This window comes from Donghicola mangrovi (assembly GCF_013377535.1).
GTDB lineage: Bacteria > Pseudomonadota > Alphaproteobacteria > Rhodobacterales > Rhodobacteraceae > Donghicola > Donghicola mangrovi.
Genome location: NZ_JABCJE010000001.1, coordinates 613,267 through 638,912, shown reverse-complemented (window position 1 = coordinate 638,912; position 25,646 = coordinate 613,267). Strand labels below are relative to the sequence as shown.

Annotated in this window: 26 protein-coding genes; 14 read left to right on the top strand and 12 right to left on the bottom strand. The window is 61.4% G+C overall.

Going from position 1 to position 25,646, the window contains the following annotated elements; genetic code table 11:
- The first annotated feature begins 1 nt into the window (after position 1).
- Positions 2-418 carry a DUF7282 domain-containing protein gene (locus HJ536_RS03275; RefSeq protein ID WP_177156634.1) on the top strand — a complete coding sequence of 139 codons (417 nt, stop codon included), beginning with the start codon at positions 2-4 and terminating at the stop codon, positions 416-418.
- Positions 419-492: 74 nt separating this feature from the next.
- On the opposite strand, the gene HJ536_RS03270 is transcribed toward HJ536_RS03275, so the two are convergent.
- Both HJ536_RS03270 and HJ536_RS03265 read right to left on the bottom strand, forming a co-directional pair.
- A complete protein-coding gene (locus HJ536_RS03270) occupies positions 493-783 on the bottom strand; it encodes an SCP2 sterol-binding domain-containing protein (RefSeq protein ID WP_176852453.1) in 291 nt (96 codons plus the stop codon).
- Positions 784-866: 83 nt separating this feature from the next.
- The gene (locus HJ536_RS03265) at positions 867-2,093 is read right to left on the bottom strand and encodes an argininosuccinate synthase (RefSeq protein ID WP_176852454.1); all 1,227 of its coding nucleotides are present in this window, start codon (positions 2,091-2,093) and stop codon (positions 867-869) included.
- Positions 2,094-2,276: 183 nt separating this feature from the next.
- Between HJ536_RS03265 and HJ536_RS03260 the strand changes: the two genes are divergently transcribed.
- Positions 2,277-3,020, top strand: a complete 744-nt coding sequence (locus HJ536_RS03260) for a hypothetical protein (RefSeq protein WP_177156633.1) — start codon at positions 2,277-2,279, stop codon at positions 3,018-3,020.
- A 45-nt stretch (positions 3,021-3,065) separates the two neighbouring features.
- Positions 3,066-4,304, top strand: coding sequence for a threonine ammonia-lyase IlvA (ilvA, locus tag HJ536_RS03255; RefSeq protein ID WP_176852456.1), 1,239 nt, complete (start codon positions 3,066-3,068; stop codon positions 4,302-4,304).
- Here ilvA and HJ536_RS03250 read toward each other — a convergent pair whose 3' ends face one another.
- Complete coding sequence (locus HJ536_RS03250; protein ID WP_176852457.1) at positions 4,305-4,637, bottom strand: Hpt domain-containing protein; 333 nt, start codon at positions 4,635-4,637, stop codon at positions 4,305-4,307.
- A 147-nt stretch (positions 4,638-4,784) separates the two neighbouring features.
- On the opposite strand from HJ536_RS03250, the gene HJ536_RS03245 reads away from it, so the two are divergent.
- Positions 4,785-6,119 (top strand): PP2C family protein-serine/threonine phosphatase, encoded by a 1,335-nt coding sequence (locus tag HJ536_RS03245; protein ID WP_338082403.1) that lies wholly within the window; start codon positions 4,785-4,787, stop codon positions 6,117-6,119.
- Here HJ536_RS03245 and HJ536_RS03240 read toward each other — a convergent pair.
- Positions 6,045-6,485, bottom strand: coding sequence for an NUDIX hydrolase (locus HJ536_RS03240; RefSeq protein ID WP_177156632.1), 441 nt, complete (start codon positions 6,483-6,485; stop codon positions 6,045-6,047). The two genes, HJ536_RS03245 and HJ536_RS03240, sit on opposite strands and share 75 nt — an antisense overlap.
- A 120-nt stretch (positions 6,486-6,605) precedes the next feature.
- Between HJ536_RS03240 and hslO the strand changes: the two genes are divergently transcribed.
- Genes hslO through HJ536_RS03220 form a run of 4 tightly spaced genes read left to right on the top strand, consistent with a single transcriptional unit; the run spans position 6,606 to position 11,249 of the window.
- A complete protein-coding gene (hslO, locus tag HJ536_RS03235; RefSeq protein ID WP_176852459.1) occupies positions 6,606-7,616 on the top strand; it encodes an Hsp33 family molecular chaperone HslO in 1,011 nt (336 codons plus the stop codon).
- Positions 7,600-8,202: a CoA pyrophosphatase gene (locus tag HJ536_RS03230; protein WP_177156631.1), complete on the top strand. Its 603-nt coding sequence runs from the start codon at positions 7,600-7,602 to the stop codon at positions 8,200-8,202. Before hslO ends, HJ536_RS03230 begins: the two co-directional genes overlap by 17 nt.
- On the top strand, positions 8,199-9,350 hold the full coding sequence (locus HJ536_RS03225; RefSeq protein ID WP_177156630.1) for a CCA tRNA nucleotidyltransferase: 1,152 nt from the start codon (positions 8,199-8,201) through the stop codon (positions 9,348-9,350). Before HJ536_RS03230 ends, HJ536_RS03225 begins: the two co-directional genes overlap by 4 nt.
- A 60-nt stretch (positions 9,351-9,410) precedes the next feature.
- The gene (locus HJ536_RS03220) at positions 9,411-11,249 is read left to right on the top strand and encodes an ABC transporter ATP-binding protein (RefSeq protein ID WP_177156629.1); all 1,839 of its coding nucleotides are present in this window, start codon (positions 9,411-9,413) and stop codon (positions 11,247-11,249) included.
- 51 nt (positions 11,250-11,300) lie between these two features.
- Here HJ536_RS03220 and HJ536_RS03215 read toward each other — a convergent pair whose 3' ends face one another.
- Both HJ536_RS03215 and HJ536_RS03210 read right to left on the bottom strand, forming a co-directional pair.
- Positions 11,301-12,692, bottom strand: a complete 1,392-nt coding sequence (locus HJ536_RS03215; protein WP_177156628.1) for an aspartate aminotransferase family protein — start codon at positions 12,690-12,692, stop codon at positions 11,301-11,303.
- A gap of 81 nt (positions 12,693-12,773) precedes the next feature.
- The gene (locus HJ536_RS03210; protein ID WP_338082406.1) at positions 12,774-13,385 is read right to left on the bottom strand and encodes a GntR family transcriptional regulator; all 612 of its coding nucleotides are present in this window, start codon (positions 13,383-13,385) and stop codon (positions 12,774-12,776) included.
- A 230-nt stretch (positions 13,386-13,615) separates the two neighbouring features.
- On the opposite strand from HJ536_RS03210, the gene HJ536_RS03205 reads away from it, so the two are divergent.
- From HJ536_RS03205 to HJ536_RS03180, 6 genes are all read left to right on the top strand, one after another.
- On the top strand, positions 13,616-14,701 hold the full coding sequence (locus HJ536_RS03205) for a polyamine ABC transporter substrate-binding protein (RefSeq protein WP_176852465.1): 1,086 nt from the start codon (positions 13,616-13,618) through the stop codon (positions 14,699-14,701).
- A 74-nt stretch (positions 14,702-14,775) separates the two neighbouring features.
- Complete coding sequence (locus HJ536_RS03200) at positions 14,776-15,912, top strand: ABC transporter ATP-binding protein (RefSeq protein ID WP_176852466.1); 1,137 nt, start codon at positions 14,776-14,778, stop codon at positions 15,910-15,912.
- Positions 15,913-15,915: 3 nt separating this feature from the next.
- The gene (locus HJ536_RS03195; RefSeq protein WP_177156627.1) at positions 15,916-16,806 is read left to right on the top strand and encodes an ABC transporter permease subunit; all 891 of its coding nucleotides are present in this window, start codon (positions 15,916-15,918) and stop codon (positions 16,804-16,806) included.
- Positions 16,803-17,618, top strand: a complete 816-nt coding sequence (locus tag HJ536_RS03190) for an ABC transporter permease (RefSeq protein ID WP_176852468.1) — start codon at positions 16,803-16,805, stop codon at positions 17,616-17,618. Before HJ536_RS03195 ends, HJ536_RS03190 begins: the two co-directional genes overlap by 4 nt.
- Positions 17,618-18,916 carry an NAD(P)/FAD-dependent oxidoreductase gene (locus tag HJ536_RS03185; RefSeq protein ID WP_177156626.1) on the top strand — a complete coding sequence of 433 codons (1,299 nt, stop codon included), beginning with the start codon at positions 17,618-17,620 and terminating at the stop codon, positions 18,914-18,916. Before HJ536_RS03190 ends, HJ536_RS03185 begins: the two co-directional genes overlap by 1 nt.
- Positions 18,917-18,984: 68 nt before the next feature.
- The gene (locus HJ536_RS03180) at positions 18,985-19,794 is read left to right on the top strand and encodes an alpha/beta fold hydrolase (RefSeq protein WP_177156625.1); all 810 of its coding nucleotides are present in this window, start codon (positions 18,985-18,987) and stop codon (positions 19,792-19,794) included.
- On the opposite strand, the gene HJ536_RS03175 is transcribed toward HJ536_RS03180, so the two are convergent.
- The 6 genes from HJ536_RS03175 to HJ536_RS03150 form a co-directional block, all read right to left on the bottom strand.
- A complete protein-coding gene (locus tag HJ536_RS03175) occupies positions 19,791-20,078 on the bottom strand; it encodes a 4a-hydroxytetrahydrobiopterin dehydratase (RefSeq protein ID WP_177156624.1) in 288 nt (95 codons plus the stop codon). The two genes, HJ536_RS03180 and HJ536_RS03175, sit on opposite strands and share 4 nt — an antisense overlap.
- The gene (locus tag HJ536_RS03170; protein WP_177156623.1) at positions 20,075-21,259 is read right to left on the bottom strand and encodes a GNAT family N-acetyltransferase; all 1,185 of its coding nucleotides are present in this window, start codon (positions 21,257-21,259) and stop codon (positions 20,075-20,077) included. Before HJ536_RS03170 ends, HJ536_RS03175 begins: the two co-directional genes overlap by 4 nt.
- A 45-nt stretch (positions 21,260-21,304) precedes the next feature.
- Complete coding sequence (locus tag HJ536_RS03165) at positions 21,305-22,057, bottom strand: glycerophosphodiester phosphodiesterase family protein (protein ID WP_176852473.1); 753 nt, start codon at positions 22,055-22,057, stop codon at positions 21,305-21,307.
- Positions 22,054-22,518 (bottom strand): RidA family protein, encoded by a 465-nt coding sequence (locus HJ536_RS03160; RefSeq protein WP_177156622.1) that lies wholly within the window; start codon positions 22,516-22,518, stop codon positions 22,054-22,056. Before HJ536_RS03160 ends, HJ536_RS03165 begins: the two co-directional genes overlap by 4 nt.
- Positions 22,519-22,584: 66 nt before the next feature.
- Positions 22,585-23,883: an HlyD family type I secretion periplasmic adaptor subunit gene (locus HJ536_RS03155; RefSeq protein WP_177156621.1), complete on the bottom strand. Its 1,299-nt coding sequence runs from the start codon at positions 23,881-23,883 to the stop codon at positions 22,585-22,587.
- Complete coding sequence (locus HJ536_RS03150; protein ID WP_176852476.1) at positions 23,880-25,613, bottom strand: type I secretion system permease/ATPase; 1,734 nt, start codon at positions 25,611-25,613, stop codon at positions 23,880-23,882. The genes HJ536_RS03155 and HJ536_RS03150 overlap by 4 nt, the downstream gene beginning before the upstream one ends.
- Between the last annotated feature and the right edge of the window lie 33 nt (positions 25,614-25,646).

The window sequence follows — 25,646 nt, the reverse complement described above, 5'->3', positions numbered from 1 at the left end:
CTTGAAGACCTTTATTATTGCCGCCGCAACCGCCGCTATCACTGCAATCTCTGCCTTTGCGGCAGCGCATGGAATGGCCCCCGCGGTCGAGGCCGAGAACCAGTCGGTCGCCGGTGGTTCGGTTACCGCAGCCCGCGTGATGGCGCCCGCAGACGGCTGGCTGGTGGTGCACCGTACCGACGCAGAGATGAAGCCCGGCCCCGTGGTCGGTCACGCCGCGCTGATGGAAGGCGAGAACATGAATGTCGCCGCCACCCTGACCGAAGAGGTCAAATCCGGCGAAATGCTGATGCTGATGGTCCACGGCGAGGAAGGCGGCATGAAGGCTGGCGAATTCGAATACACCCTCGGCACCAAAGAGGACGGCCCGATCAAGGTGGACGACAAACTGGTGATGACCGTCATTACTGCGGAATAAAAACACCACTCAAAACAGGAACTGGGTCCGCCAAGCGTTGGTGGCCCCTTTTTTGTGTGGGTTGTGGGGCGCGTTCAGCGCAGGAACTTGGCCAGTTCCATCGCGGCGGTGGGATTGCCGCTGACCTTCAGCTTGCCCATCATGACGCCGGTCATGGGGTTCAGCTCGCCCTTCAGCAGCTTTTTCAGATTCTCGAGCGAGATTTTGATGGTGCAGTCGGCGGGGCGGTCTTCCATCGCGACTTCGGTGCGGTCCAGAACCATGATCCCGTCGGACCCGCAGTCGATCTTCAGGCTTTTGTCGTTGGTGCTGGTGGCCAGAACGGGGGCAACGCGGTTGGCGATGTCTTGGAGCGTGGTGCTCATGGGTAACCTCTAAACTCGGTAGTTCAGAAATAGAAATGGCCCGCCAAGGCGGGCCAGATCAACAATGACGGTGCGTCCCGAAATCAGCCTTTGACGCGGCGGTTGCGGGTTGCCAGCAGCTTCAGGCGCAGTGCGTTCAGGCGGATGAAGCCTGCTGCGTCTTTCTGGTCATAGGCACCTGCGTCCTCTTCGAAGGTCACGTGCGCTTCGGAGTACAGGCTGTAGTCCGACCAGCGGGCCACGGTGCGAACGCTGCCTTTGTACAGTTTCACGCGGACGGTGCCGGTGACGAACTTCTGGCTTTCGTCGATCAGGGCCTGCAGCATTTCACGCTCGGGGCTGTACCAGAAGCCGTTGTAGATCAGCTCTGCATAGCGGGGCATGATCGAATCCTTCAGGTGGCCTGCGCCGCTGTCCAGAGTGATCTGCTCGATACCGCGGTGTGCTTCCAGTAGGATGGTGCCGCCGGGGGTCTCGTAGACGCCGCGCGACTTCATGCCAACGAAACGGTTTTCCACCAGATCCAGGCGGCCAACGCCGTGCTTGCGGCCGTATTCGTTCAGCTTGGTCAGGATGGTGGCGGGGCTCATCGCTTCGCCGTTGATGCTGACCGCGTCACCCTTTTCGAAACCGATTTCCAGGTATTCGGGGGTGTCGGGCGCATCCTCGGGGTTCACGGTGCGCTGGTAGACGTAATCGGGTGCCTCGTCGGCGGGGTTCTCCAGAACCTTGCCTTCGGAGGAGGTGTGCAGCAGGTTCGCGTCCACCGAGAAGGGCGCTTCGCCGCGCTTGTCCTTGGCGATCGGAATCTGGTTCTCTTCGGCGAACTGCAGCAGCTTGGTGCGGCTGGTCAGGTCCCATTCACGCCAGGGCGCGATCACCTTGATTTCGGGGTTCAGCGCATAGGCCGCCAGTTCGAAACGAACCTGGTCGTTGCCTTTGCCGGTTGCGCCGTGTGCGACAGCATCGGCACCGGTCTCGGCGGCGATTTCGACCAGTCGCTTCGAGATCAGCGGACGGGCGATCGAGGTACCCAGCAGGTACAGGCCTTCGTACAGGGCGTTGGCGCGGAACATGGGGAATACGAAGTCGCGCACGAACTCTTCGCGGACGTCCTCGATGTAGATGTTCTCGGGCTTGATGCCCAGCAGCTCTGCCTTCTTACGGGCGGGGTCCAACTCTTCGCCCTGACCAAGGTCAGCGGTAAAGGTCACGACTTCGCAACCGTATTCGGTCTGGAGCCATTTCAGGATGATCGAGGTATCAAGGCCACCGGAATAGGCCAGGACGACTTTTTTGGGCGCGGACATGAAGTATTCCCCTTTAATCGGACACGCCGCCGATAACGGTTTTTGCGTGCGGGGGCAAGTTGAGCCGCAGGAATCCTGTGTTTTGGTCTAACACCGGCGCTGAAATCGTGCGCGCGGTTGTTGACCCATGGTGGAATTCACGCAATCCAAGAAACAATCGGGTTTCTTATCAAGGTGTTTTAAATGACTGGCTGGATGATTTTCCGACACGCAGTGGGGATGGTGCTGCGCAACTGGCGACAGGCGATACAAATCTCGGGGCTTCTTTATGCAGTTCTGGCGATTTTCGAGATTTCGCTTGGCGGTGCAGCCAAGGGGCACATTGGTCCCGACGGTATGATGATGTCTCCTGCCATCGGGCTGTCGATGATCGCGGTAACTGCCGGATACGTGATCCTGAGCATCTGGATCGCGGTGGCTTGGCATCGCTACGTCCTGCTAGAGGAAATGCCTGAAGGTTGGTTCCCCAAATGGCACGGCGGTGCGGTCGCCAGCTATCTCGGTATTTCGATCCTTATCACGCTGGTAATTGCGCTGGTTTCCATGGTGATTGGGTGGATTTTGATGTTCGCCTTGGGCGGTGCGATGCCGCTGTTGACGATCTTCATCATCCTTTTAGCTGTGGGGGCCGGGATCGCCTTTTTCCGGCTCAGCCCGATGCTGCCTGCTGCCGCGATCGGCGAAAAGATGAAGATGTCCGAGGCATGGCACCAGACGCGCGGCCTCTCTGGAGCGATCCTGCTGATCGTTCTGTTGCAGTTTGGGCTTATGGTTGGTCTTCAGATTGCCTCCAACATCTTGATGACGATTTCGCCGGTGATTGGTTTTGTAGGTCAAATCGTGGTGAATTGGTTCGCGACCATCGTTACCGCCAGCCTGCTGACCACTTTCTACGGTCACTTTGTTCAGGAACGCCCGCTCGTGTAACGGGCGCTCTTGCGCGGGATCGGCGGTTGAGCCACTGATATCGGCATGACCGATTTTCGCACCCTGGCCCAAGCCGCCGAAGCCGCCATGCGCGAGGTGTTCCCCGCAACACCCTTGCTGCGCAATGAATACCTGTCCAAGCGTTACGGGGCCGATATCTGGCTCAAGCGCGAGGATCTAAGCCCCGTCCGCAGCTACAAGATCCGCGGCGCGCTGAACTCCATGCGCAAGGTTCTGGCCGCCAGCCCCGACAGTAACGTGTTCGTCTGTGCCAGCGCGGGCAACCACGCGCAGGGCGTGGCTTATATGTGTAAACATTTCGGGGTCAAAGGCGTGATCTACATGCCTGTGACCACGCCCCAGCAGAAAATCATGAAGACCCGCACCTTTGGCGGCAGCGCCGTCGAAATCCGGCTGGTCGGGGACTATTTTGACGATACTCTGGCCGCCGCGCAGGCCTATTGCGCCGAGGCTGGCGCGCACTTTCTGTCGCCCTTTGACGATGCCGACGTGATCGAAGGCCAAGCCAGCGTCGCCGTCGAGATCGAGGCAGAGCTGGGCCGCGCCCCTGATCATATCGTCCTGCCTGTTGGCGGGGGTGGTCTGTCGTCGGGCGTCTACAGCTATTTTCGTGACGCGACCGAGTATTCGCTGGTCGAACCCCTTGGCGGGATGAGCCTGTCCGAGGCGCTCAAGGCCGGTCGCCCTATGAAGCTGAAACGTGTGGACAGTTTTGTGGACGGCGCTGCCGTGGCGCAGATCGGCGCGCAACCTTTCGCGATTCTGCGGGACCTGCCGGTGAGTCGCGTTTTCGCCTCTCCCGAGGATCGGATTTGCGTCACCATCCTTGATATGTTGAACGTTGAGGGCATCGTGCTGGAACCCGCAGGGGCCTTGTCGATCGACGCGCTGAACGACATTCGCGACCAGATTCGCGGGAAAACCGTGGTGTGCGTAGCTTCGGGCGGGAACTTCGATTTCGAGCGTCTGCCCGAGGTCAAGGAACGGGCGCAGCGGTATTCGGGCGTCAAAAAGTACTTCATCCTGCGGATGCCCCAGCGCCCCGGTGCGCTAAAGGAATTCCTGAACCTTCTTGGTCCCAAGGACGACATTGCGCGTTTTGAGTACCTGAAGAAATCCGCGCGCAACTTCGGCTCGGTCCTGATCGGGATCGAGACAGATGATGCCCAGAATTTCGCGGGGTTCTTTGCCAAACTGGACGCCGCTGGTTTCGTCTATACCGACATCACCAACGACGACCTTCTGGCGCAGTTCCTGATCTGATCAGGCAGCGCCCTTGACCAGAGCACTGTTCAGGAATTCCTGCCGCGAGGCGTCATAGACCGCCACAATGCTTTGGACATCAACGGTTTCGGGATGGCCGCCACGCGCGGCCGTCTCGCCTTGTTGGCACTGGTTGGACAGTTCGGCAAAGCCAAGGTTCAGCGCGCTGCCCTTCAGGAAATGCAGATCCTCGGCCAACGTGCCCATGTCGGGACCACCGCGCAGCGCGTCGATCGACGAATCGACTTCGGAGACGAACATTTCGGCAACCTCGGCAAAATCCTCGGCTCCGATTTCGTCACGGAGTTCCCTGATACGGTTCCAGTCGATCATTCATGCAATCCTGTTGTTTCCTTGGGAAAGTGGCGCACACGCCGTTACTTTCAAGTAAATATTCGGCTCGAATAGGCCGTATTTTACGTTTTACCTCTGATTAATTTGGCTCTGCGACTGCTGTGTCCTGTGGGAAACGGGACAAGTATGATGAGACCTGACTCTGGCCCTGATGGGGCGACGGTTGGCGGCATGGGCCGTCCGTTCAATATTCTGGTTGTGGATGACAGCGCGCTGCAGCGGCGCATCCTGCGCGCCATGCTGACCAAACGCGGCTACCACGTGACCGAGGCCGATTGTGGCAGCGCGGCCCTGCGGCTGTGTGCCGAGTCGCCGTTTGATTTCATCCTGAGCGACTGGATGATGCCGGGGATGGACGGGCTGGAATTCTGCCGCCAATACCGGCGGATGCAGGGGGATCACTATGGCTATTTCGTCCTTCTGACATCTCGCAACGAACAAGGCGCCGTGGCCGAGGGGCTGAACTGCGGGGCAGACGATTTCCTGAACAAACCCGTGAACATCGAGGAACTGGAGTCCCGCCTTCAGGCCGGTGCTCGCATCCTGACCATGCAGTCGCAGCTGCGGGACAAGAACGCCCAACTTGGCGCGGCGCTAACCGAACTACAGGCCCTTTATCAGGCGCAGGAACAGGAACTGACCGAGGCGCGGCAGCTGCAGCAATCCCTTGTGCCAGAGCGGTTCCGTGACTTCGGGGCAGGGCAGATCGCGCTGATGCTGCGGCCTTCGGGGCATGTGGGGGGCGATCTGGTGGGGTTTGTGCCTGCTGGCCCTGACGAAGTGCTGATGTACGCCATTGATGTGTCGGGCCACGGGATCAGCAGCGCGCTGATGACGGCGCGCTTGGCGGCCTATTTGTCGCCCGGTCATCTGGGATCGAACGTGGCGTTCCAGAAGACCGCTCAGGGTTATCAGGTGTGCCCGCTGGATCAGGCGGTGGCGCGTCTGAACGAGCGGTTGCTGAACGAAATCCGGACGGATCATTACGCCACGATGGTGCTGGCCAAGCTGCATCTGCGGACTGGCAGGCTCAGCCTGTGTCAGGCGGGGCACCCCCATCCCATCGTCCTGCGGGCCGGTGGTCAGGTCGAATTTCTGGGGCAGGGCGGGATGCCTGTGGGTCTGATCAGCGGCGCCCAATACGAAACGGTCGAGACAACGCTCACACCCGGGGATCGCTTGTGGATCCTGTCCGACGGCATCTCGGAGAGCACCGACCGCAGCGGCGAAATGCTGGGCGATCAGCAGACCGGAGCGTTGCTGGGCGATCTGGCAGCCCATCCCGCGAATACGGCTCTGGATGCGCTGATGTGGCACCTGTCGGCCCATTCCGGCACCGAAGAGTTCGAGGATGACATATCCGCCATCCTCTGGCAGGTGGCCGGATCACAGATCGCTCAGAACCCGCAGGACATAGGCGCGGTCGCCGGTGTTGGTCACCAGATCAGCGGCAGCGGCTAGGGGGACCCAGATCGCGGTATGGCCCGCTTCGGTCGGGGGGCCCAGTCGGCGGATCGGACGCGCCACGTAGATCGAGCAGATCTTCTCGGCGTTCAGATCGTAATCGGGCATATAGCAGAACCGCTTGTAGGTGCCGATTTTGCGCGGGGTGGAAATGGTCCAGCCTGTTTCTTCGTAAACCTCGCGGTGCAGGGCGCTGATGGGGCTTTCGCCTGCGTCGATCCCGCCGCCGGGCAACTGGAATTCGGGCAGGGGCTCTGCCTGATAGGTCAGCAAAATCTGGCCATCGCGCACAAGAACCGCATAGGCTCCGGGGCGGCGGATATATCGGATTCCGTGTTCACGTGGTTCGCCAAATCTGTACATTTCGGGTCCGTGTGTTTTGCAAATCGTGGGCGTCGGGGCAGTTTACCCCTTGGACGCACACTTGTAGCCCTTATATGGGCGCGGTATGCCATCCCCCCAAGCGCGTAAGGATACCCCGAGATGATTGCAAACAAGATCGCATGGGACGACACGGTATTGCCGTTCCAACTGGACAATGCCGACGTTCGTGGCCGAGTTGCCCGTTTGGACGGCGTTCTGGATGGCATTCTGAAACAGCACAACTATCCCCCCGCGGTCGAGGCGCTGGTGGCAGAGATGGCGTGTCTGACCGCATTGATCGGCCAGACCATCAAGCTGCGCTGGAAACTGTCCCTGCAGGTGCAGTCGGACGGCCCTGTGCGCATGATCGCGACCGACTACTACGGCCCCACCGAAGAGGGCGAGCCCGCCCGCATTCGTGCCTATGCCAGCTATGATGCGGACCGGATCGACGCGTCCAAGACCCCGATCGAGCATGTGGGCAAGGGCTACTTTGCCGTGCTGATCGACCAGGGCCCGAATATGCAGCCCTATCAGGGGATTGCGCCGCTGAACCGGACCTCTCTGTCTGCCGCCGCCGAAGGGTACTTTGCCCAGTCCGAGCAGCTGCCGACCCGTTTCTCGGTGAACTTCGGCCGCTCGATCGAGCCGGATCGCGGCGAGCATTGGCGTGCGGGGGGTGTGATGCTGCAGCACATGCCCAAGGCGTCGCCCTTTGCCAGCGGCGAAGGTGGCTCGGGTGAGGGCGGCATGCTGACCGCCGCTGACTTGGTGCATGGCGATGACGAGGAGAACTGGAACCGCGCGAACATCCTGCTCGATACCGTCGAGGAGATGGAGCTGATTGGCCCCACCGTTTCGCCGACCGACCTGCTGATCCGCCTGTTCCACGAAGAAGGCCCGCGTGTGTTCGACTCGCAAACCGTGAAATTCGGCTGCACCTGCTCCGAAGATCGCGTGCGTCAGACCCTGTCGATCTACTCGGCCAAGGACCTGACCCACATGCTGAATGACGAAGGCCGGATCACTGCCGACTGCCAGTTCTGTGGGGCGCATTACGATCTGGACCCTGCGACCGTGGGGATCGAGGCGACTCAGGCCCAAGGCGGCTCTGATGAGCAGCAAGGCTGATCTGAAAAACACCCTGATGGCGGCGCTGGCCAAACCGGCCGCGCCGTCGTCGGACTTTGACCTGAACCCGGATGTGGTTCTGCCCGAGGGGCGTAAACTGCGCCCCGCTGCGGTTCTTCTGGCGTTCGAGCCCACAGTGGATGGCGGGCGCCTGTGGCTGACGAAACGGTCGTCGGCGTTGAAGCATCACCCTGGCCAGATCGCGGCCCCCGGCGGCAAAAAGGACGACACAGACACCGACCTGGTCGCCACTGCCCTGCGCGAGGCCCGCGAAGAGATCGGCCTGCCCTCGGATCACCTAGAGGTTCTGGGCGCGCTGCCGCCCCATGAAACCGTCACGGGTTTCGCGATGACCCCGATCGTTGGCCTGCTGCATCAAGGCTTCACCCCGCGCCCCGAGGCCGGAGAAGTCGCCGAGGTGTTTCACGTGCCCTTCGCCCACGTCACCGATCCCGCACTGTTCATGATCCAAGGGCGGCGCTGGCGCGGTTCTTATCGCAGATATTTTGCGGTGCCCTACGGGCCCTACTACATCTGGGGCGCGACGGCCCGTGTTCTGCGCGGTTTGGCGGAGCGGATGGGATGAAGGCAGCCGGCGCTTGGATCACCCGTCCTGCGACCCAAGCGGTCTGCGCCATGTTGGTGGAGGCAGGCTATCAGGCTTGGTTCGTCGGGGGCTGCGTGCGCAACGCCCTGATCTACGCGCCGGTAGATGACATCGACATTTGCACCAACGCGCGGCCTGAAACCGTGATGGAGTTGGCCACAGCGGCGGGTCTGAAACCTGTCCCCACAGGCATCGACCACGGAACAATTACAGTCGTTTCGGGCGGCATCGGGCACGAAGTCACCACCTTTCGCCGTGATGTGGAAACCGATGGGCGTCACGCTGTCGTGGCCTTTTCCGACCGGATGGAAGAGGACGCCGCCCGCCGCGATTTCACGATGAACGCCCTATATGCGGACCGGAATGGTGATGTGGCCGACCCTCTGGGCGGGCTGCCCGATCTAGAGGCGCGTCATGTGCGCTTCATCGGCGATCCCCACCAGCGCATCCGTGAGGATTACCTGCGCATCCTGCGCTTCTTCCGCTTTACCGCGTGGTACGGGAACCCTGCTCTGGGGATCGACGCCGATGGTCTGGCGGCCTGCGCCGAGCTGTCTGATGGGATCGAAACACTGGCCGCCGAGCGTCTCGGGGCCGAGATGTGCAAGTTGCTGCGTGCCGTGGACCCCTCTCGTGCAGTGGCGGCGATGGCGCAATCGGGCGTGCTGATGCAGGTGCTGCCGGGGGCGGATCACACTGCGCTGGCCCCTTGCGTTCATCTGGAGGTCGAAGCGGGGCTGGAGCCTGACGCTATGCTCCGGCTGGCGACGTTGGGCGATTGCGATGCCCCAACCCGCCTGCGCCTGTCCAAGGCCGATGCGAAATCCCTGACCGACCTGCGCACTGCTGCGATCGAGGGCGCGCCTGCGCACGAAATCGGCTACCGGATGGGGGCGACCCAAGGGCTGCGGGCCATGATCCTGCGGGCGGCGCTGATGGGGGTCCCCATGACAGACGACGCCGAGGTTGCGTTGGGTGCAACCGCCAAATTCCCCGTCAAAGCCGCCGATCTGATGCCGCACTATAGCGGCGCACAATTGGGCCTGCGCTTGCGCCAGCTTGAAAAGCGCTGGATCGAGGATCATTTTGCGCCCACACGCGACGACCTCTTGAATAGCCCCGACTAGCCGACATCCCCTTTTCACGAACGGGCGCTACATCCTCGCACAGCAGCAAGGCGGTGACCCATGTTCCGGTTTTTCGAAAACCTCGTGAATCCCTATGCGCCCTACGAGGAGCCCGATCAGCCCCCTCGGCGGGTCCGGGACTATTTGTGGTGGCTGTCGGTGCCGTTTCGCAAGGTATTCGCCTGGACTCTGGCCGCCGCGATCACGGTCGCTGTGGTCGAAATATGGCTGATCTACTACATGGGGCGGCTGGTGGACCTGCTGTCGGGCGATCCGGCGACGTTCTGGGCCAACCACTGGCTGGAAATCGTTGGGGTCGGTCTGTTCATCCTGATCCTGAGGCCCCTGTTCCAGATGCTGGACGTGGCGCTGCTGAATAACGCGATCCTGCCGAACTATGGCACGGCCTTTCGCTGGCGGGCGCACAAGCACGTCCTGCGCCAGTCCGTCGGCTGGTTCGAGAACGATTTCGCAGGCCGGATCGCGGGCCGGATCATGCAGGCGCCTCCTGCGGCGGGCGAGGCTGTGTTCCAGATCTTTGATGCGATTGCGTTTGCATTAGCCTATGTTGTGGGTGCAGCCGTTGTTCTGGCCGATAGTGACGTGCGGTTGGTGCTGCCGCTTTTGGTGTGGATCGGGCTCTATCTGCTGCTGGTGCGCTGGGTGATGCGGCGCGTGGCTCCTGCGTCCAAGGCCGCTGCCGACATGCGCACGCAAATCTCGGGCAGGGTGGTGGACACCTACACGAACATCCAGTCGGTCAAGCTGTTCGCTCATCAGGATCAGGAACTGACCTACGCCAAAGAGGTGATAGAGGACGGTCGCAAGGCGTTTTTCCGTGAAATGCGGCTCTATACTATCATGGATGTGGTGCTGGTGGTGCTGAACGGGCTGTTGATCCTGGGGGTGGTTGGCTGGGCGCTGTATCTATGGACCACGGGGTCGGCCACCGTGGGGATCGTGGCGGCGGCAACGGCGCTGACCCTGCGCCTGAACGCGATGACCGGTTGGATCATGTGGGCGATCAGTAGTTTCTTTCAACAGCTCGGCGTCGTGGACGAGGGGTTGGAGACGATTGCTCAACCCATCGCATTGCGGGATGCCGATGGTGCGCCTGAGTTGCGCCTGACGGATGGCCGGATCGAGGTTCAGGACCTGAGTCACCATTACGGCAAGGGGCAGGGCGGTCTGGACCATGTTTCCCTGATCATCGGGTCGGGCGAGAAAGTCGGGATTGTGGGCCGCTCTGGCGCCGGCAAAACGACTCTGATCAAGCTGCTCTTGCGGTTCTATGACATCGAGCAGGGCCGCATTCTGATCGACGGGCAGGATATCGCGACCGTCACGCAGGACAGTTTGCGCCGCCAGATCGGTATGGTGACGCAGGACAGCAGCCTGATGCACCGCTCGGTGCGGGATAACATCCTCTATGGGCGGCCCGACGCCACCGAAGACCAGATGATCGAGGCTGCCCGCCGTGCCGAGGCCCATGATTTCATCCTGACCCTACAGGATGCCGAAGGCCGCACCGGATACGACGCTCATGTGGGCGAGCGGGGGGTGAAATTGTCGGGCGGGCAGCGGCAGCGCATCGCCTTGGCCCGTGTGATCCTGAAAGATGCCGCCGTTCTGGTACTGGACGAAGCAACCAGCGCATTGGACAGCGAGGTTGAGGCCGCCATTCAGGACAGTTTGGACATTTTGATGGGTGGCAAGACCGTGATCGCGATTGCCCACCGTCTGTCCACCATCGCGCAGATGGACCGGATTGTGGTGCTGGATCAGGGGCGGATCATCGAAACCGGCACGCACGAGCAGCTTCTGGGGCAGGGCGGCACCTATGCCCGTCTCTGGAGCCGTCAGTCCGGCGGGTTCCTAGGGCTGGATGTGGCCGAATGAAAAACGCCAAAGCCGCGGAGCCTTGGCGCAAATTGTTTCACGTGGAGCAATTCAGGCGGCGGTGAAAACGCCTTGGGCTTTGGCGTTGGCCATGCCTTCGTCCAGCGACTTCCACGCGCGTTCGATCAGGGTATCGACGTTTTCTTTGGTAAAAATCAGCGGCGGAGAGATGATCATCCGGTCGCCCACGTGACGCATGATCAGGTTGTTGGCAAAGCAACGCTCGCGCACCAGATAGCCAACGGTGCCAGCCTCGGCGGCGAATTTGGCGCGGGTGGCCTTGTTCGGGGTCAGCGCGATAGAGCCCATGTGACCCACGATCTTGGCCTCGCCAACCATGGGGTGCTCGGTCAGGGACTCGAACTTTTCCTTCAGATAGGGGGCGATTTCGTCACGGGCGGTGGCGATAATGCGCTCTTCGTCCAGAATGCGCAGGTTTTCCAAGGCAACCGCACAGCTGACCGGATGGCCTGCATAGGTATAGCCGTGGTTGAATTCGTCTCCACCGACGACCTCGGCCACCTCGTCACAGACGATCGAGCCGCCGATGGGCGCATAGCCCGAGGACAGACCCTTGGCGATGGTCATGATGTGGGGCTGGATGCCAACGGTTTCGCTGCCGAACCAGTTGCCGGTGCGGCCAAAGCCACAGATCACTTCGTCGGCGATCAGCAGGATCTCGTATTTGTCACAGATGCGCTTGATCTCGGGCCAATAGGTCGAGGGGGGCACGATCACCCCGCCCGCGCCCTGGATCGGCTCGGCGATAAAGGCGGCAACGCGGTTCTCACCCAGTTCCAGAATCGCTTTTTCCAGCTGTTGTGCGCGTTCCAGACCGAAATCCTCGGGGGACATGTCGCCGCCTTCGGACCACCAGTTGGGCTGGTCGATGTGATGGACGTTTTGAACAACGCCGCCTTGGGCGTGCATCCCGCTCATGCCACCCAGCGACATCGCCCCTAGGGTCGAGCCGTGATAGGCGTTCTTGCGGCTGATGATGATGTTCTTCTCGGGCTTGCCCTTTTGCGCCCAATAGAAGCGGACCATACGCAGGTTGGTGTCGTTCGCTTCGGAGCCCGAGCCGGCATAGAACACGTGGTTCAGATCACCGGGGGCCAGCTCGGCCAAGCGGTTCGACAGCGCGATGACCGGCACGTGGGTCGTCTGGAAGAAGGTATTGTAGTAGGGCAGTTCCTTCATCTGGCGATAGGCGGCTTGGGCCAGTTCTTCGCGGCCGTAGCCGATGTTGACGCACCAAAGGCCCGCCATCGCGTCCAGAATTTTCTCGCCCTCGGAATCCCACAGGTGCACGCCCTCGGCGCGGGTAATGACGCGGGCGCCCTTTTTCAGGAAACCCGACTGGGTCGAAAAGGGGTGCATGTGGTGGGCTGCATCCAGCGCCTGAAGTTCGGCGGTGGGCATGTGGTTGGAGATCTCGACCATGGTCATCCTCGTCCTTGGGAGAAAGGGATAGCGGCGCCGACTGACGCCTTTAGGTCAAGAATATGATCAAATTATCGACTGTCAAATCGAATCAGGGGACCCGAGGCTGTCAGCCAGCTGATTCATGCCCTGTTCGATATCGGCGCGCATCGCTTGGGCAGTTGCGCTTGCGTCGCCCTCCTGCATCGCGGCGAGCAGAATTTTATGGTTGTCCGGCAGGTTAACCGTGCCATAGCGCCCGCACACAACCCGCAGCGACGGACCAAAGCGCAGCCACATACTATCGGCCATAGACGCCAGAATCGGTGCGTTCGCCAGATCGTAGAGCCGGTGATGGAATTTGTAGTTCCCCATGAGGTAGCCCGAGATGTCGCCACCCTGCATGGCCTTGTCCAGCTGTTGGTCGATGCCCATTAATTCATCGCGCGCAGACTGGTCTGCACGGGCGCACGCCAGCTCGGCCAAGCGGGGCTCCAGCGCGAGGCGGGCGAAAACCAGCTCTTCTACGGATTGACGGGTCAAGCGGGGCACGCACACGCGGCGATTGCCCTGAAAATCAAGCGCGCCTTCGGCAATCAGGCGACGAATGGCTTCGCGAACAGGGGTCATGCCGGCACCCAGCTGTTCGGTCAGGCCCAAAATGGTCACAGGTTGACCCGGGGCCAGCTCACCAAAAAGTATTTTGTGGCGCAATGTTCGATATGCGATTTCATGTGCCGGTACGGAGGCCGTTTTACTTCCCGCTTGATCAACATTGCCCAATTTTTAATCGCCTCCCAATTTGTATAGCGCCGCTTGCGTCGTAACCAGCCTTATGAGTTTACTGGACACGTGGGAATAATGAAACGTTGCCACATGGGGTAAAACTTGATCAAATTCTGTGTAAGGCGCGAAAAGCGTCACCTACCCAACAGGAGACAACCATGACATTCAAACTTGCGACCGCAACTGCAGTGCTCGCGATGACCGCGGCTTCGGCCTTTGCCGAAGAGGTGCGCGTCTACAACTGGTCCGACTATATCGACGAAGAGCTGCTGGCCAAGTTCGAAGAAGAGACCGGCCTTGATCTGGTTTACGACGTGTTCGACAGCAACGAAGTGCTCGAGACCAAGATGCTGGCAGGCGGTTCGGGCTATGACGTCGTTGTTCCCACCGGTAGCTTCCTGCAGCGCCAGATCGCGGCGGGTGCCTTCCAGAAGCTGGACAAGTCCAAGCTGCCGAACCTGGCCAACATGTGGGACGTGATCTCTGAGCGCACCGCACAGTACGACCCCGGCAACGAATACTCGATCAACTACATGTGGGGCACCACCGGCATCGGTGTGAACGTGGGCAAGGTCAAAGAGGCTCTGGGTGAAGATGCGCCCATCGACAGCCTCGCGCTGATCCTGGACCCCGCCAACATGGAGAAACTGGGTTCGTGCGGCGTCTACATGCTGGATGCGCCCGTCGAAGTCATCCCCGGCGTTCTGAAGTATCTGGGCGAAGACCCCGACAGCAAAGACCCCGAAGTGATCGCCAAGGCCGAAGACGTGCTGATGGCCGTGCGTCCCTACATCACCAAGTTCGACTCGTCGGAATACATCAACGCGCTGGCGAACGGCGACATCTGCGTGGCCTTTGGCTGGTCGGGTGACGTTCTGCAGGCCCGTGACCGTGCCGCCGAGGCCGACAACGGTGTCGAAATCGCCTACAACGCCCCCAAAGAAGGCGCTCTGATGTGGTTCGACCAGATGGCGATCCCCGCGGATGCTCCGAACCCCGATGGCGCGCACAAGTTCCTGAACTTCATCATGGACGCGCACAACATGGCGGCGGCGTCGAACTATGTTTACTACGCCAACGGCAACAAAGCGTCGCAGGAGTTCCTGGTCGAGGACGTGATCGGCGACACCGCCATCTATCCCGACGAGGCGACTCTGGCGAACCTTTACACCTTCTCGCCCTACGACCCCAAGCTGCAGCGGACCGTGACCCGCATGTGGACCAAGGTCAAATCGGGTAACTGATCTTATTCCAATCAGGGCGTGCGGTTTTGCCGTGCGCCCTGCTCTGTTTTTCCGACTATTCGTCGAGGTTTTTCATGCCCGCCAACGGTGCTCCGATTTTTGCCCCTTGGGATGATCCCAATGCCAAGCCGCTGATCCGGTTCGAGAATGTGACCAAGCGTTTCGGTGACTTTACCGCGATCGACAACCTGACACTGGACATCTACGAACGCGAGTTCTTTGCGCTTCTGGGGCCGTCGGGCTGTGGCAAAACCACGATGATGCGGATGCTTGCGGGCTTTGAAACCCCGACCGAAGGCAAAATCTATATCGGCGGACAGGACATGGGGCCAATCGCGCCGAACCAGCGGCCTGTGAACATGATGTTCCAGAGCTATGCGCTGTTCCCGCACCTGTCGGTCTATGAAAACATCGCGTTCGGCCTGCGCCGGGACGGTAAATCCAAGGACGAGATCGCCAACCGCGTCGAAGAGATGCTGCGCATGGTCCGCCTGCAGAAGTTTGCCAAACGCAAACCCCACCAGATTTCCGGCGGCCAGCGTCAGCGCGTCGCCCTTGCCCGTTCGCTGGCCAAGCAGCCCAAGCTGCTGCTGCTGGACGAACCTCTGGGCGCACTGGATGCCAAACTGCGCGAAGACACGCAGTTCGAGTTGATGGACATTCAGGAAAAGACCGGCACCACCTTTGTGATCGTGACCCACGATCAGGAAGAGGCCATGACCGTCGCCAGCCGCATCGCCGTGATGGACGAAGGCAAGGTCATGCAGATCGCCACTCCTGACCGCATCTACGAATTCCCCGAGAACGCCTATGTGGCGGACTTTATCGGTGACGTGAACCTGATCGAGGGGCGCTCGACTGCAGTGTCCGATGGCCAAGTCACCATCGAGTGGGCCGAGGGGCAGCAGCCCATCACCGCCAAGACCCAGCGCAACATCACCGCGGGCCAGAAGGTGTTCTATGCGATCCGTCCCGAGAAGGTGACGATCAGCCCCGACCGCCCCGAGGATGCCGTGAACGTCGCGCAGGGCAAGATCTTGGACATCGCCTATCTGGGGAACCTGTCGACCTATCACGTGCAGCTGCCGAACGGTCAGGTCATCAAATCGCAGATGGCCAACACCCGCCGCATCTCGCGCCGTCCGTACACTTGGGAAGATCAGGTTTGGGTCAGCTGGACGACCACCGGCGGCTCCGTGCTGGAGGATTGATCCATGCGCCGCTACCTTGTCATAGCGCTGCCGTATCTTTGGCTCTTGGGGCTGTTTCTGGTCCCCTTCCTGATCGTGCTAAAGATTTCGCTGTCGGACCTGAACCTGTCGATCCCGCCTTACCTGCCGCAGCTGGACCCCGGCGCGGGATGGGAGGGGCTCAAGGATTTCTTCAGCCAGCTTGATCTAGAGAACTTTGTTTTCCTGACCGAGGATGACCTTTATTGGAAGGCCTACCTGAGTTCGCTGAAAATCGCTGTGGTGGCCACCCTGCTCACCCTGTGTGTCGGTTATCCGGTGGCTTACGGCATGGCCCGCGCGCCGTCCGAATGGCGCCCGACCCTGATGATGCTGGTGATCCTGCCGTTCTGGACCAGCTTTCTGATCCGCGTTTATTCGTGGATGGGCATCCTGTCGACCGAAGGTTTCCTGAACCAGTTCCTGCTGTGGGCCGGCATCATTTCCGAGCCGCTGATCATCATGAACACGACCAAGGCCGTCTATATCGGGATCGTCTACACCTACCTGCCGTTCATGATCCTGCCGATCTATGCGGCGCTGGAAAAGATGGACGAAAGCCTGCTCGAGGCAGCCGAAGATCTGGGCTGTTCGCGCCTTCAGGCGTTCTGGCTGGTGACCTTTCCGCTGTCGAAATCCGGCATCATCGCGGGCTGTTTTCTGGTCTTCATCCCGTCAATCGGCGAGTTCGTGATCCCGTCCCTGTTGGGCGGTTCCGACACCCTGATGATCGGCAAAGTCCTGTGGGAAGAGTTCTTTAACAACCGCGACTGGCCCGTGGCCTCGGCCGTGGCTGTGGTCCTGCTGGCGATCCTGGTGATCCCGATCATCCTGTTCCAACGCAACGAGCAAAAGCAGCGGGAGGCCGAAGGATGAAACGTTTCAGCTGGTTCAACCTGACCTCTCTGACGCTGGGGTTCGCGTTCCTCTATCTGCCGATGCTGATCCTCGTGATCTATTCGTTCAACGAATCCAAACTGGTGACGGTTTGGGCGGGCTTCTCGACCAAATGGTACGGCGAGCTGATGCAGAACGAGGCGTTTCTGGATGCCGCGTGGGTGACCCTGCGGGTGGCAGTGATCAGCTCGACCCTCGCGACGGTGCTGGGCACGATGGCGGCCCATGTGATGGTGCGCGGCGGGCGGTTCTTTGGCCGGACGCTGTTTTCCGGCATGATCTATGCGCCGCTCGTGATGCCCGAAGTCATCACCGGCCTGTCCCTGCTGCTGCTGTTCATCGGCATCGGTCTGGATCGCGGCGTGGTCACCATCGTTCTGGCGCACACCACCTTTGCCATGTGCTACGTGTCGGTGGTGGTCAGCTCGCGTCTAGTCAGCTTTGACAAATCGCTCGAAGAGGCGGCGCTGGATCTGGGCTGTACCCCGTTTCAGGCGTTCCGTCTGGTGACCCTGCCGATCATCATGCCTGCGGTGGTATCGGGGTGGCTCTTGGCCTTTACCCTGTCTCTGGACGATCTGGTGATCGCCAGCTTTACCGCCGGTCCGTCGGCCACCACCCTGCCGATCAAGATCTTCAGCTCGGTCCGTCTGGGCGTCTCGCCCGAGATTAACGCCCTGTCGACCATAATGATCAGCATCGTGGCCATCGGGGTGATTACCGCGTCGATCATCAGCAAACGCAACATCGCCCGCGCCGAGGCTGACGCCCGCGCTGCCGAGCGGACCTGATGCGCCGCATCTACGAGGACTTCGCCTATTCCGACGAAGGGCGCAGCGATTGCTACTGGGACAGCACCGTCACCGCACGGCGCTGGCCCGTTCTACAGGGCACCCATCAGGCGGATGTCGCGATCATCGGCGCAGGCTTTACCGGCCTGAACGCGGCGATTGAGCTTGCGGCTGGTGGGGCCTCTGTCATCGTTCTGGATGCGGAATGGCCCGGTTGGGGGGCTTCGGGGCGCAACGGGGGCTTCTGCTGTATGGGTGGGGCCAAGGCCAGCGACGCCGCGATTGCCCGCCGCTATGGTCAAGGCGCGCTGGACGACTGGGATACCGCGCAGATTCAGGCGATCAATCTGGTCGCCCGCCGCGTTTCCTCCCTGTCGCTGGATGTCGAGCAGCATTCGGATGGTGAGATCGTGCTGGCCCATTCCCGTCACGCGATGAAGCGCCTCCAGCGGTCCGGCGAGACTGTCGACCGCGCCGGATTGGCCGCGATGGGGATCAACGGTCCGCAATTTCACGGTGGCCTGCACACCCGCGTCGGCTTTGGCCTGAACCCCCGCCGGTACCTAGAGGGGCTGGCCCGTCATGCGGCGTCCATCGGCGTGAATATCTATGGCCACAGCCCGATGACCCAGTTGAAACGCGGCCGCCAGCGCTGGCACGCCGTGACGCCTGATGGTTGGGTCGAAGCGGACCAAGTCCTGATCGCCACCAACGGCTATACCAGCGATGACTTGCCCGACTGGATGGCGGCGCGCTATCTGCCCGCGCTGTCCTCGGTGATGGTCACACGCCCTCTGAAGCCCGACGAACAGCAGGCGCAAGGGTGGACCAGCGACCTGATGGCCTATGACACGCGGACCTTGCTGCATTACTTCCGCCTGATGCCGAACGGACGGTTCCTGTTCGGGATGCGCGGGGGCGTCACCTGCACTGCCCGCGCCGAAGCCGTCACCCGCCGCCGCCTGCGCACCCATTTCGAACAGATGTTCCCGGCGTGGCACCATGTCGAGGCGACGCATACGTGGTCCGGTCTGGTGTGCCTGATGCCCGCGCTCGTCCCCTTTGCCGGAGAGGTGCCGGATATGCCCGGCGTGCACGCCGCGATGGGCTGGCACGGCAACGGTGTCGCGATGGGCAGCTATGCCGGAGCATCGATTGCGGGGCGGATCGCAGGCACGAACGCCCACCCCCTGCCCGAATTCACGGGCCGCACGCCAACACGGTTCCCGCTGGGCCAATACCGGCGCTCTTTGCTGCGTTTAGCCTATCTGGGATACAGCCTGACCGACGCGCTCTGATTATCGCCCAAATTCTGCAATTCTAACTGGCCTATCTGTCTGAGGTTGATAGGTTCGTCCAAAAGTTTATGCAGACCATTCGGGCCGATACCTTCGTGTTTACTCCATTCTTCAGAGATACCGGCGCGGGCCGGCCAGTCATTCTGCTTCATGGGTGGACCATGGATGGCTCGGTCTTTGATGATCAGGCCGATCGTCTGGGGCAGCGGTTTCGCTGCGTTGTGCCCGACCTGCCCGGTCATGGCAAAAGCCGTCATATCACCGCGAATATCCCCCGCAGTGCCGAGGCCCTGCGTGATCTGATCGAGGCGCAGAAGCTGAACGGTGCCATTCTGGTGGGCTGGTCCATGGGGGCGCTGATCGCGTGGCGATACCTGTCGCGCTATGGTCAGGACCGGATTTCCGGTCTGGTGACCGTGGATATGTCGCCCAAGATCGCGAACAGCCCTGATTGGACCTTTGGCCTCTTGCGGCAAACCCGTCGGGATGCGGCTGATCCGGCCCATGCGTCCGACTGGGACACCCGCGCCGCCGCCATCGCCCGCGGAATGTTCAGCGAGGAATCGCCTGACCAATCCATGTCCCAGCAGGCCGCCCGCGCCCTGATCAACGCGCAGAACCCCGGCATGATGCAGGCGATGTGGGGCTCGATGATGAAGACCGATGAGCGGGCTACTATCCCGCAGCTGCGCCTGCCTTGGTTGATCTGCTACGGGATGCACAGCCGAATCTACCCGCGCGAAGTGCGCCGCTGGATGCTGGACCGCGCCCCGCAGGCCCGCGCGCTGGGATTTTCGGACAGCGGCCATAGCCCACATCTGGAAGAGCCCGCAGCCTTTGCCCATGCGCTAACGCGCTTTGCCGAGAGCGTGGATTAGGCCGACATCTTCCGCGCCAGTTTCACGTCCAGCGCCGTCAGCCCACCCGCGTCATGGGTGCTCAGGCGCACGTCGACACGGTTGTAGACGTTGGTCCAGTCGGGATGGTGGTTCAGCTTTTCCGCGTGAACGCCCATCCGGACCATCCATCCCAAAGCCGTCGGGAAGTCCGCGAATTTGAACTGGCGGGACAGCGCTTTGCCGTCCTCCGCAACAGTCCAGCCCAAGGGCGCCAGTTCAGCCATGGCGGTGTCCAGTTCCTCGGCGGTCAGTAGATCGGTCATTGCTGTTCCTCCATGTCGATTTTGCGGAACGGGCCATAGTCCGTCAGCACATCGATTTCTTCGTCCACGGCGGCGGCTTCGGCGATCAGGAATTGCTGAACGGCCCGCGCCAGACCCGGATCGGTCAGCCAGTGCAAGGAATGCGTGACCGTCGGCATGTAGCCCCGTGCCAGCTTGTGATCGCCCTGAGCGCCCGCCTCGACCCGATCCAGCCCGTGACGGATGGCCCAGTCGATCGCCTGATAATAGCACAGCTCGAAATGCAGGCAGGGATGATCCTCAGTGCAGCCCCAGTAGCGGCCATAGATCGTGTCGCGGCCAACAAAGTTCAGCGCCCCCGCCACATCGCGCCCATCCCGTGTGGCCAGAACCAGCACCATGTCATTACGCAGCGTGTCTTGCGCGATGTTGAAAAACGCGCGGGTCAAATAGGGACTGCCCCATTTGCGTGATCCGGTGTCTTGGTAGAAGCGCCAGAAGCTGTCCCAATGCTCGGGGCGGATGGCATCGCCGGTCAGCACCTGAATGTCGCCGCCAAAGGCCTGCGCCCGCTCGCGTTCCTTGCGGATATTCTTGCGTTTGCGCGAGGACAGGTCGGCCAGAAAGGCATCAAAGCTGGCATAGCCATCGTTCTGCCAATGATACTGCTGGCTCTTGCGGGGCATCAAGCCAAGGGCTGCGCCTGTCTCAATCTCGTCCTCGGTGCAGAAGGTCGCGTGGACACCGGACAGGCCGTTTTGCTCGGCGATCTGGATGGCACCTTGCATCAGGGCCGACTGCGCGGTGTCCTGAAAATCGGGTTTGCACAGGAACCGGCGGCCCGTCGCAGGCGTGAACGGCACCGCGATTTGCAGCTTGGGGTAATAGCGGCCCCCCGCCCGTTCGTAGGCATGGGCCCAGTTGTGGTCAAAGATATACTCGCCCTGACTGTGCCCCTTGGCGTAGAGCGGCGCGACCCCGATCAGCAGATCCCCCAGATAGGCCGCCAGATAGCGCGGGTCCCAGCCGGTGCGCGGGCCCACCGATCCGCTGGCCTCTAGCGCGTGCAGGAACCGCCACGTGGTAAACGGATCATAGGGCCGTCCGCCATCCACGGTTTCAGGACAGGCGCAGGCATCCCACTCGGCCTCGGAAATCTGGCCGAGGGATTCCAGCATCCGGATTTCGATCGTTTCGCTCATTCAGTCACCCCCGCAGGCCATTAGGTGGGTCGCCCACCCGACGGATCAAGCGGGGAGATAATGTTCGAAGGTCACATTTTCCGCGACGCGGCGTGCTTCGGCTTCTTCGGTGGCATTGTGGATCGTCCAGGTCAGGATGTTGAGGCCCTGAGCCTTCAGTTCCGCCACGCGCGGGTTGTCCAAGTCCTTGCGATCATGGCTGATAAAGCTGGCATCCGCAGCCTCGATATCCGCGATCGGGCGCAGTTCGGCCAAGCGTTCCTCGCGGACCAGCGGCCAATCCTCTTTGGTAAAGGCACAGGTGGTCAGGCCACGCGGAATGTTGGGGCACAGCTCGCGCATACGGATGACCGAATGCGGGTTGAACGACATCAGCGCGGTCAGGCCGGTATAGCCCTCTAGCGCCTTGGCGGTCGCTTCTTCGAGGGCACCGATGTTGGGGCCAAGGCCACCATCCTGGTCCTTTAGCTCGATCAGCAGGGGCACGCGGCCGTCCACACGATCCAGAACCTCGGTCAGGGTGGGAATGCCGCTAGACGCGCCCTTGAGGCGGGTGCGGTGCAGTTCGACGGCGGTGTGCTGGCGTACCGCCCCGATCCCCGCCGACAAGCGCCGGAGATCGTAGTCGTGAAACACCATCGCGACGCCATCAGAGCTGAGCTGAAGGTCGATCTCGATGCCGTAGTTGGCGTCGCAAGCGACCTCGATCGCCTCGATGCTATTTTCCGGGCGTCCCATGCCGTGCAGCGCACGATGAGCGATGGGCCGCTCCAGATAGAGCGGGTGAAGAAGGATCATTGGATCTGGAAAATCGCTTCGATTTCGACGGCAACGCCCAAAGGAAGGCTGGCGGCGGAGACGGCGGAACGGGCATGACGACCGGCCTCACCCAGCACTTCGACCATCAGGTCCGACGCGCCGTTGACGACCTTGGGCTGCTCGGTGAAATCGGCGGTCGAGTTCACGAAGCCCACCAGTTTGACCAGACGCACAACGCGGTCCAGATCGCCGCCACAGGCTGCTTTGGCCTGAGCCAGCAGGCTGAGAGCACAGCGACGCGCGGCGGCTGCACCGGCTGCGGTGTCCAGGTCTGCGCCCAGTTTACCGGTGATCAGGCCATTTTCATCGCTGCTGATCTGACCCGAGATATGGACCAGATCGCCCACCTGAACGAACGGCACATAGTTGGCCGCCGGCGCGGGTGCATCAGGCAGGGTGATCCCGAGTTCGCTCAGGCGGCTGTCGATTTTTCCGGACATGGTGCGATCCTTCTATGTCTTTCGGGCGGACGCTAGCGGGGATCGCACCATGGGGTAAAGTCCCGATTATCCTTCTCTGAACGCTTTTGCGAAATAGTCCGTCAAAGGTTTGGTCAAATAGGCAAGCGGAGTGCGATCTGCCGTGCGGATAAACGCCTCGACCGGCATGCCGGGGATCAGGGTTGTACCCGCGGGCAGACGTTCCAACTCGCCATCTTTCAGAACGATTTCAGTACGATAGTAGCTGGCGCGGGTCTGCTGGTCCTCGAACGCGTCGGCCGAGATTTTCACAACTTTGCCGAACAATTCGGGGGTGGTCCGCTGATCAAGTGCGGCAAAGCGCAGCGTCACGTCCTGCCCCAGCAACAGTTTGTCGATGTGGATGGTCGGCACCTGCGCCGTGATCACCAGCGGGCGATCCTGCGGGATCAGATAGAGCAGCGGATCCGCCGGACGGATCACCGCGCGCTCGGCAAAGATGGTCAGGCCGTAAACCACACCTGAAACCGGCGCACGGATGTCCAGACGCGACAACTGTTCCAGAATCGAGCGGCGCTGTTCCTTGAGACGCAACTCGTTCGCGCCGATGTCGCGCAGCTGGCTGATGGCCTCTTCGCGCTGGCGGCTGTCGAGTTTCAGGATTTCGATGTCGATCTCGGTGATTCGACCCTCGGACTGGGCTTGGGCGGCGACCAACTCGCCGCGATCACCCATCAAGCTGGCCGATTCCCGTTGCAGGGACATCACCCGCGCGGCTTGGGCCAGGCCCTGATCCAGCAGGCGCTTCTGACTAGAGAGTTCCGAGTTCAGCAGTTCCACCTGATCGTCGATCGCTTTGATCTGGGCCGAGATGCCAACCAGTTGCTCTTCGGTTTGCAGGCGGCGTTTTTTCAGCGCCTCGACCTCGTTCGCGACGGACACTTTGCGCGCGACGAACAGGTTTTGCTGGCCATCGATCAGTTCCTGCACATCGGGCTGCATCGCGCCCTGCTCTAGCAGAAGCGCGTCGAATTCGATCTCTTCGGCTTGGCTCTGCTCGGCCTCGAGGCGGCCACGGCGGGCCATCACCTCGAACAGCTGGCCTTCGATGATCGACAGTTCGGACTGCAGCATCGTGGGGTCCAGACGGATCAGCAAGTCGCCTTGCTGGACCAGATCACCTTCGTCCACGGCGATTTCAGAGACCACACCCCCATCGGGGTGCTGCACGATCTGACGGTTCTGGTCGACCTCGATCCGGCCACTGGCGACGACGGCGCCAGACAGCTCGGCCATCGTGGCCCAACCGCCGAAACCACCCACCAGAATAGCCAGCGCGATGGCCCCCACGGTCACGGGGATACGGGCGGAAAAGGAATTGCTCATGACACACCTCCGGGGCGGGCCGCAGCGACATCCCTATGGTTTTGCAGAATTTTACGCAGAACTTCGTCTTTGGGGCCGAATTCACGGCGACCGCCACCCTCTAGCATCAGGATCAGGTCGCATTCCTGAATCGCTGCGGGACGGTGGGCCATGATCAGGGCCGCTTTGCCCTCAGCCTTCATGCGGCGGATGGCGGCGTTCACGGCCTCGGACCCTTCGTTGTCGAGGTTCGAGTTCGGCTCGTCCAGCACCAGAATGACCGGATCACCGTACAGGGCGCGGGCCAGACCGATGCGCTGGATCTGACCACCGGACAGGCGGCCCCCCAGCTGGCTGACGCGGGTGTCATAGCCATCGGGCAACTTCAGGATCATGTCGTGGGCGGCAGCGCGTTTCGCGGCCAGAACCACCTGCTCGGGGTCGGGCGTTTCGGACAGGCGCGCGATGTTTTCGGTGATGGTGCCGTCAAACAGGGTCACGCGCTGGGGCAAATAGCCGATCAGTTGACCCAAAACATCGGGATCGTACTGGTCCAGCGACGCGCCATCCAGACGCACCTTGCCGCCTGCGGGGCGCCAGATGCCGGTCAGGGCACGGGCCAGCGTCGATTTCCCTGCCCCCGAGGGGCCCACAACACCAACCGCCTGACCGGGCAGCAGGTCAAAGCTGACCATGCGCAGCGCGGCTTGCTTTTCGCCCGGCGGGATGATGGTCAGCTGGTTCACGGACAGCACAGCCTTGGGGCGCGGCAGCGGGGTGCGCGGTGCCTCGGGCGGGACGGTGGACAGAAGCTCTGCCAAGTTGGTCCAACCTTTCAGGCCGCGCTGCACGACGGGCCACTGGCCAATTGCCATCTCGATCGGGGCCAAGGCGCGGCCCATCAGGATCGAACCCGCGATCATCGAACCGCCGGTCATGTGCCCCAGCAGCACCAGATAGGCCCCCAGACCCAGCATCGCGGACTGAAGCAGCAGACGGAATGTCTTGGTCGCCGAAGAGAAGGTGCCAGAGATGTCGTTGGCCGCAACGGATTGCTCCAGCGCCTCGCTCCGGGTTTTGATCCAGCGGTTGAAGCTGGAGCCGCGCATGCCAAGGGCTTGCAGCATCTCGGCCTCGTTGCGCAGCTGGTCGCCCATCAGTTCGGCGCGCTGGCTGGTCTCCATGCTTTTCAGCAGGGGACGGCGGGCCATTTGCTGGTTGGTCAGGGCCAGAACCACAAGGATCGCTCCGCCCCCCAGCGCCAAAACCCCAAGCGAAAAGTGGAAAACCATGATGCTGGCCAGAAAGAACGGCGTCCACGGTAGGTCGAAAATGGCCATCAAACCTGGCGAGGCCAGCATCCGCTGCACTGACTCCAGATCGCGCAGACCGGTTTGGGCATTGCTGGCATTGGGGTCCAACGCGGCGCGGCGCAGGCTGGCGTCATAGACGCGGCGTTCGAGACGGTTTTGGAACTTGGCGCCGATGCGGGCCATAATACGCCCGCGCACGACGTCCAGCACGCCCATCATCACGAAAAGAAAGACAACCAGCAGGGTCAGGGCAAGCAAAGTTGCCTCGGACCGGCTGCCGAGAACCCGATCGTACACCAGAAGCATGTACATTGGACCGGTCAGCATAAGAATGTTTGCGAAAAAGCTAAAAATACCCACTGCCCAGAACAGTGGGCGGAATTCTCGTCGCGTCCTGATCAATTCATCGCGACCGGATGCGGGTCTTGGCTGTGCCATGGTATGAAAACCGCTAGTTAGAAAAGTGACAAA

Coding starts and splice junctions, on each gene's coding strand:
- HJ536_RS03190 (WP_176852468.1), top strand. CDS start 16,803: ATGAAACGTTTCAGCTGGTTCAACCTGACCTCTCTGACGCTGGGGTTC.
- ilvA (WP_176852456.1), top strand. CDS start 3,066: ATGACCGATTTTCGCACCCTGGCCCAAGCCGCCGAAGCCGCCATGCGC.
- HJ536_RS03215 (WP_177156628.1), bottom strand. CDS start 12,692: ATGGTCGAGATCTCCAACCACATGCCCACCGCCGAACTTCAGGCGCTG.
- hslO (WP_176852459.1), top strand. CDS start 6,606: ATGATTGCAAACAAGATCGCATGGGACGACACGGTATTGCCGTTCCAA.
- HJ536_RS03170 (WP_177156623.1), bottom strand. CDS start 21,259: ATGAGCGAAACGATCGAAATCCGGATGCTGGAATCCCTCGGCCAGATT.
- HJ536_RS03250 (WP_176852457.1), bottom strand. CDS start 4,637: ATGATCGACTGGAACCGTATCAGGGAACTCCGTGACGAAATCGGAGCC.
- HJ536_RS03155 (WP_177156621.1), bottom strand. CDS start 23,883: ATGAGCAATTCCTTTTCCGCCCGTATCCCCGTGACCGTGGGGGCCATC.
- HJ536_RS03160 (WP_177156622.1), bottom strand. CDS start 22,518: ATGTCCGGAAAAATCGACAGCCGCCTGAGCGAACTCGGGATCACCCTG.
- HJ536_RS03150 (WP_176852476.1), bottom strand. CDS start 25,613: ATGGCACAGCCAAGACCCGCATCCGGTCGCGATGAATTGATCAGGACG.
- HJ536_RS03175 (WP_177156624.1), bottom strand. CDS start 20,078: ATGACCGATCTACTGACCGCCGAGGAACTGGACACCGCCATGGCTGAA.
- HJ536_RS03165 (WP_176852473.1), bottom strand. CDS start 22,057: ATGATCCTTCTTCACCCGCTCTATCTGGAGCGGCCCATCGCTCATCGT.
- HJ536_RS03260 (WP_177156633.1), top strand. CDS start 2,277: ATGACTGGCTGGATGATTTTCCGACACGCAGTGGGGATGGTGCTGCGC.
- HJ536_RS03205 (WP_176852465.1), top strand. CDS start 13,616: ATGACATTCAAACTTGCGACCGCAACTGCAGTGCTCGCGATGACCGCG.
- HJ536_RS03195 (WP_177156627.1), top strand. CDS start 15,916: ATGCGCCGCTACCTTGTCATAGCGCTGCCGTATCTTTGGCTCTTGGGG.
- HJ536_RS03240 (WP_177156632.1), bottom strand. CDS start 6,485: ATGTACAGATTTGGCGAACCACGTGAACACGGAATCCGATATATCCGC.
- HJ536_RS03245 (WP_338082403.1), top strand. CDS start 4,785: ATGATGAGACCTGACTCTGGCCCTGATGGGGCGACGGTTGGCGGCATG.
- HJ536_RS03200 (WP_176852466.1), top strand. CDS start 14,776: ATGCCCGCCAACGGTGCTCCGATTTTTGCCCCTTGGGATGATCCCAAT.
- HJ536_RS03230 (WP_177156631.1), top strand. CDS start 7,600: ATGAGCAGCAAGGCTGATCTGAAAAACACCCTGATGGCGGCGCTGGCC.
- HJ536_RS03185 (WP_177156626.1), top strand. CDS start 17,618: ATGCGCCGCATCTACGAGGACTTCGCCTATTCCGACGAAGGGCGCAGC.
- HJ536_RS03220 (WP_177156629.1), top strand. CDS start 9,411: ATGTTCCGGTTTTTCGAAAACCTCGTGAATCCCTATGCGCCCTACGAG.
- HJ536_RS03180 (WP_177156625.1), top strand. CDS start 18,985: ATGCAGACCATTCGGGCCGATACCTTCGTGTTTACTCCATTCTTCAGA.
- HJ536_RS03265 (WP_176852454.1), bottom strand. CDS start 2,093: ATGTCCGCGCCCAAAAAAGTCGTCCTGGCCTATTCCGGTGGCCTTGAT.
- HJ536_RS03225 (WP_177156630.1), top strand. CDS start 8,199: ATGAAGGCAGCCGGCGCTTGGATCACCCGTCCTGCGACCCAAGCGGTC.
- HJ536_RS03270 (WP_176852453.1), bottom strand. CDS start 783: ATGAGCACCACGCTCCAAGACATCGCCAACCGCGTTGCCCCCGTTCTG.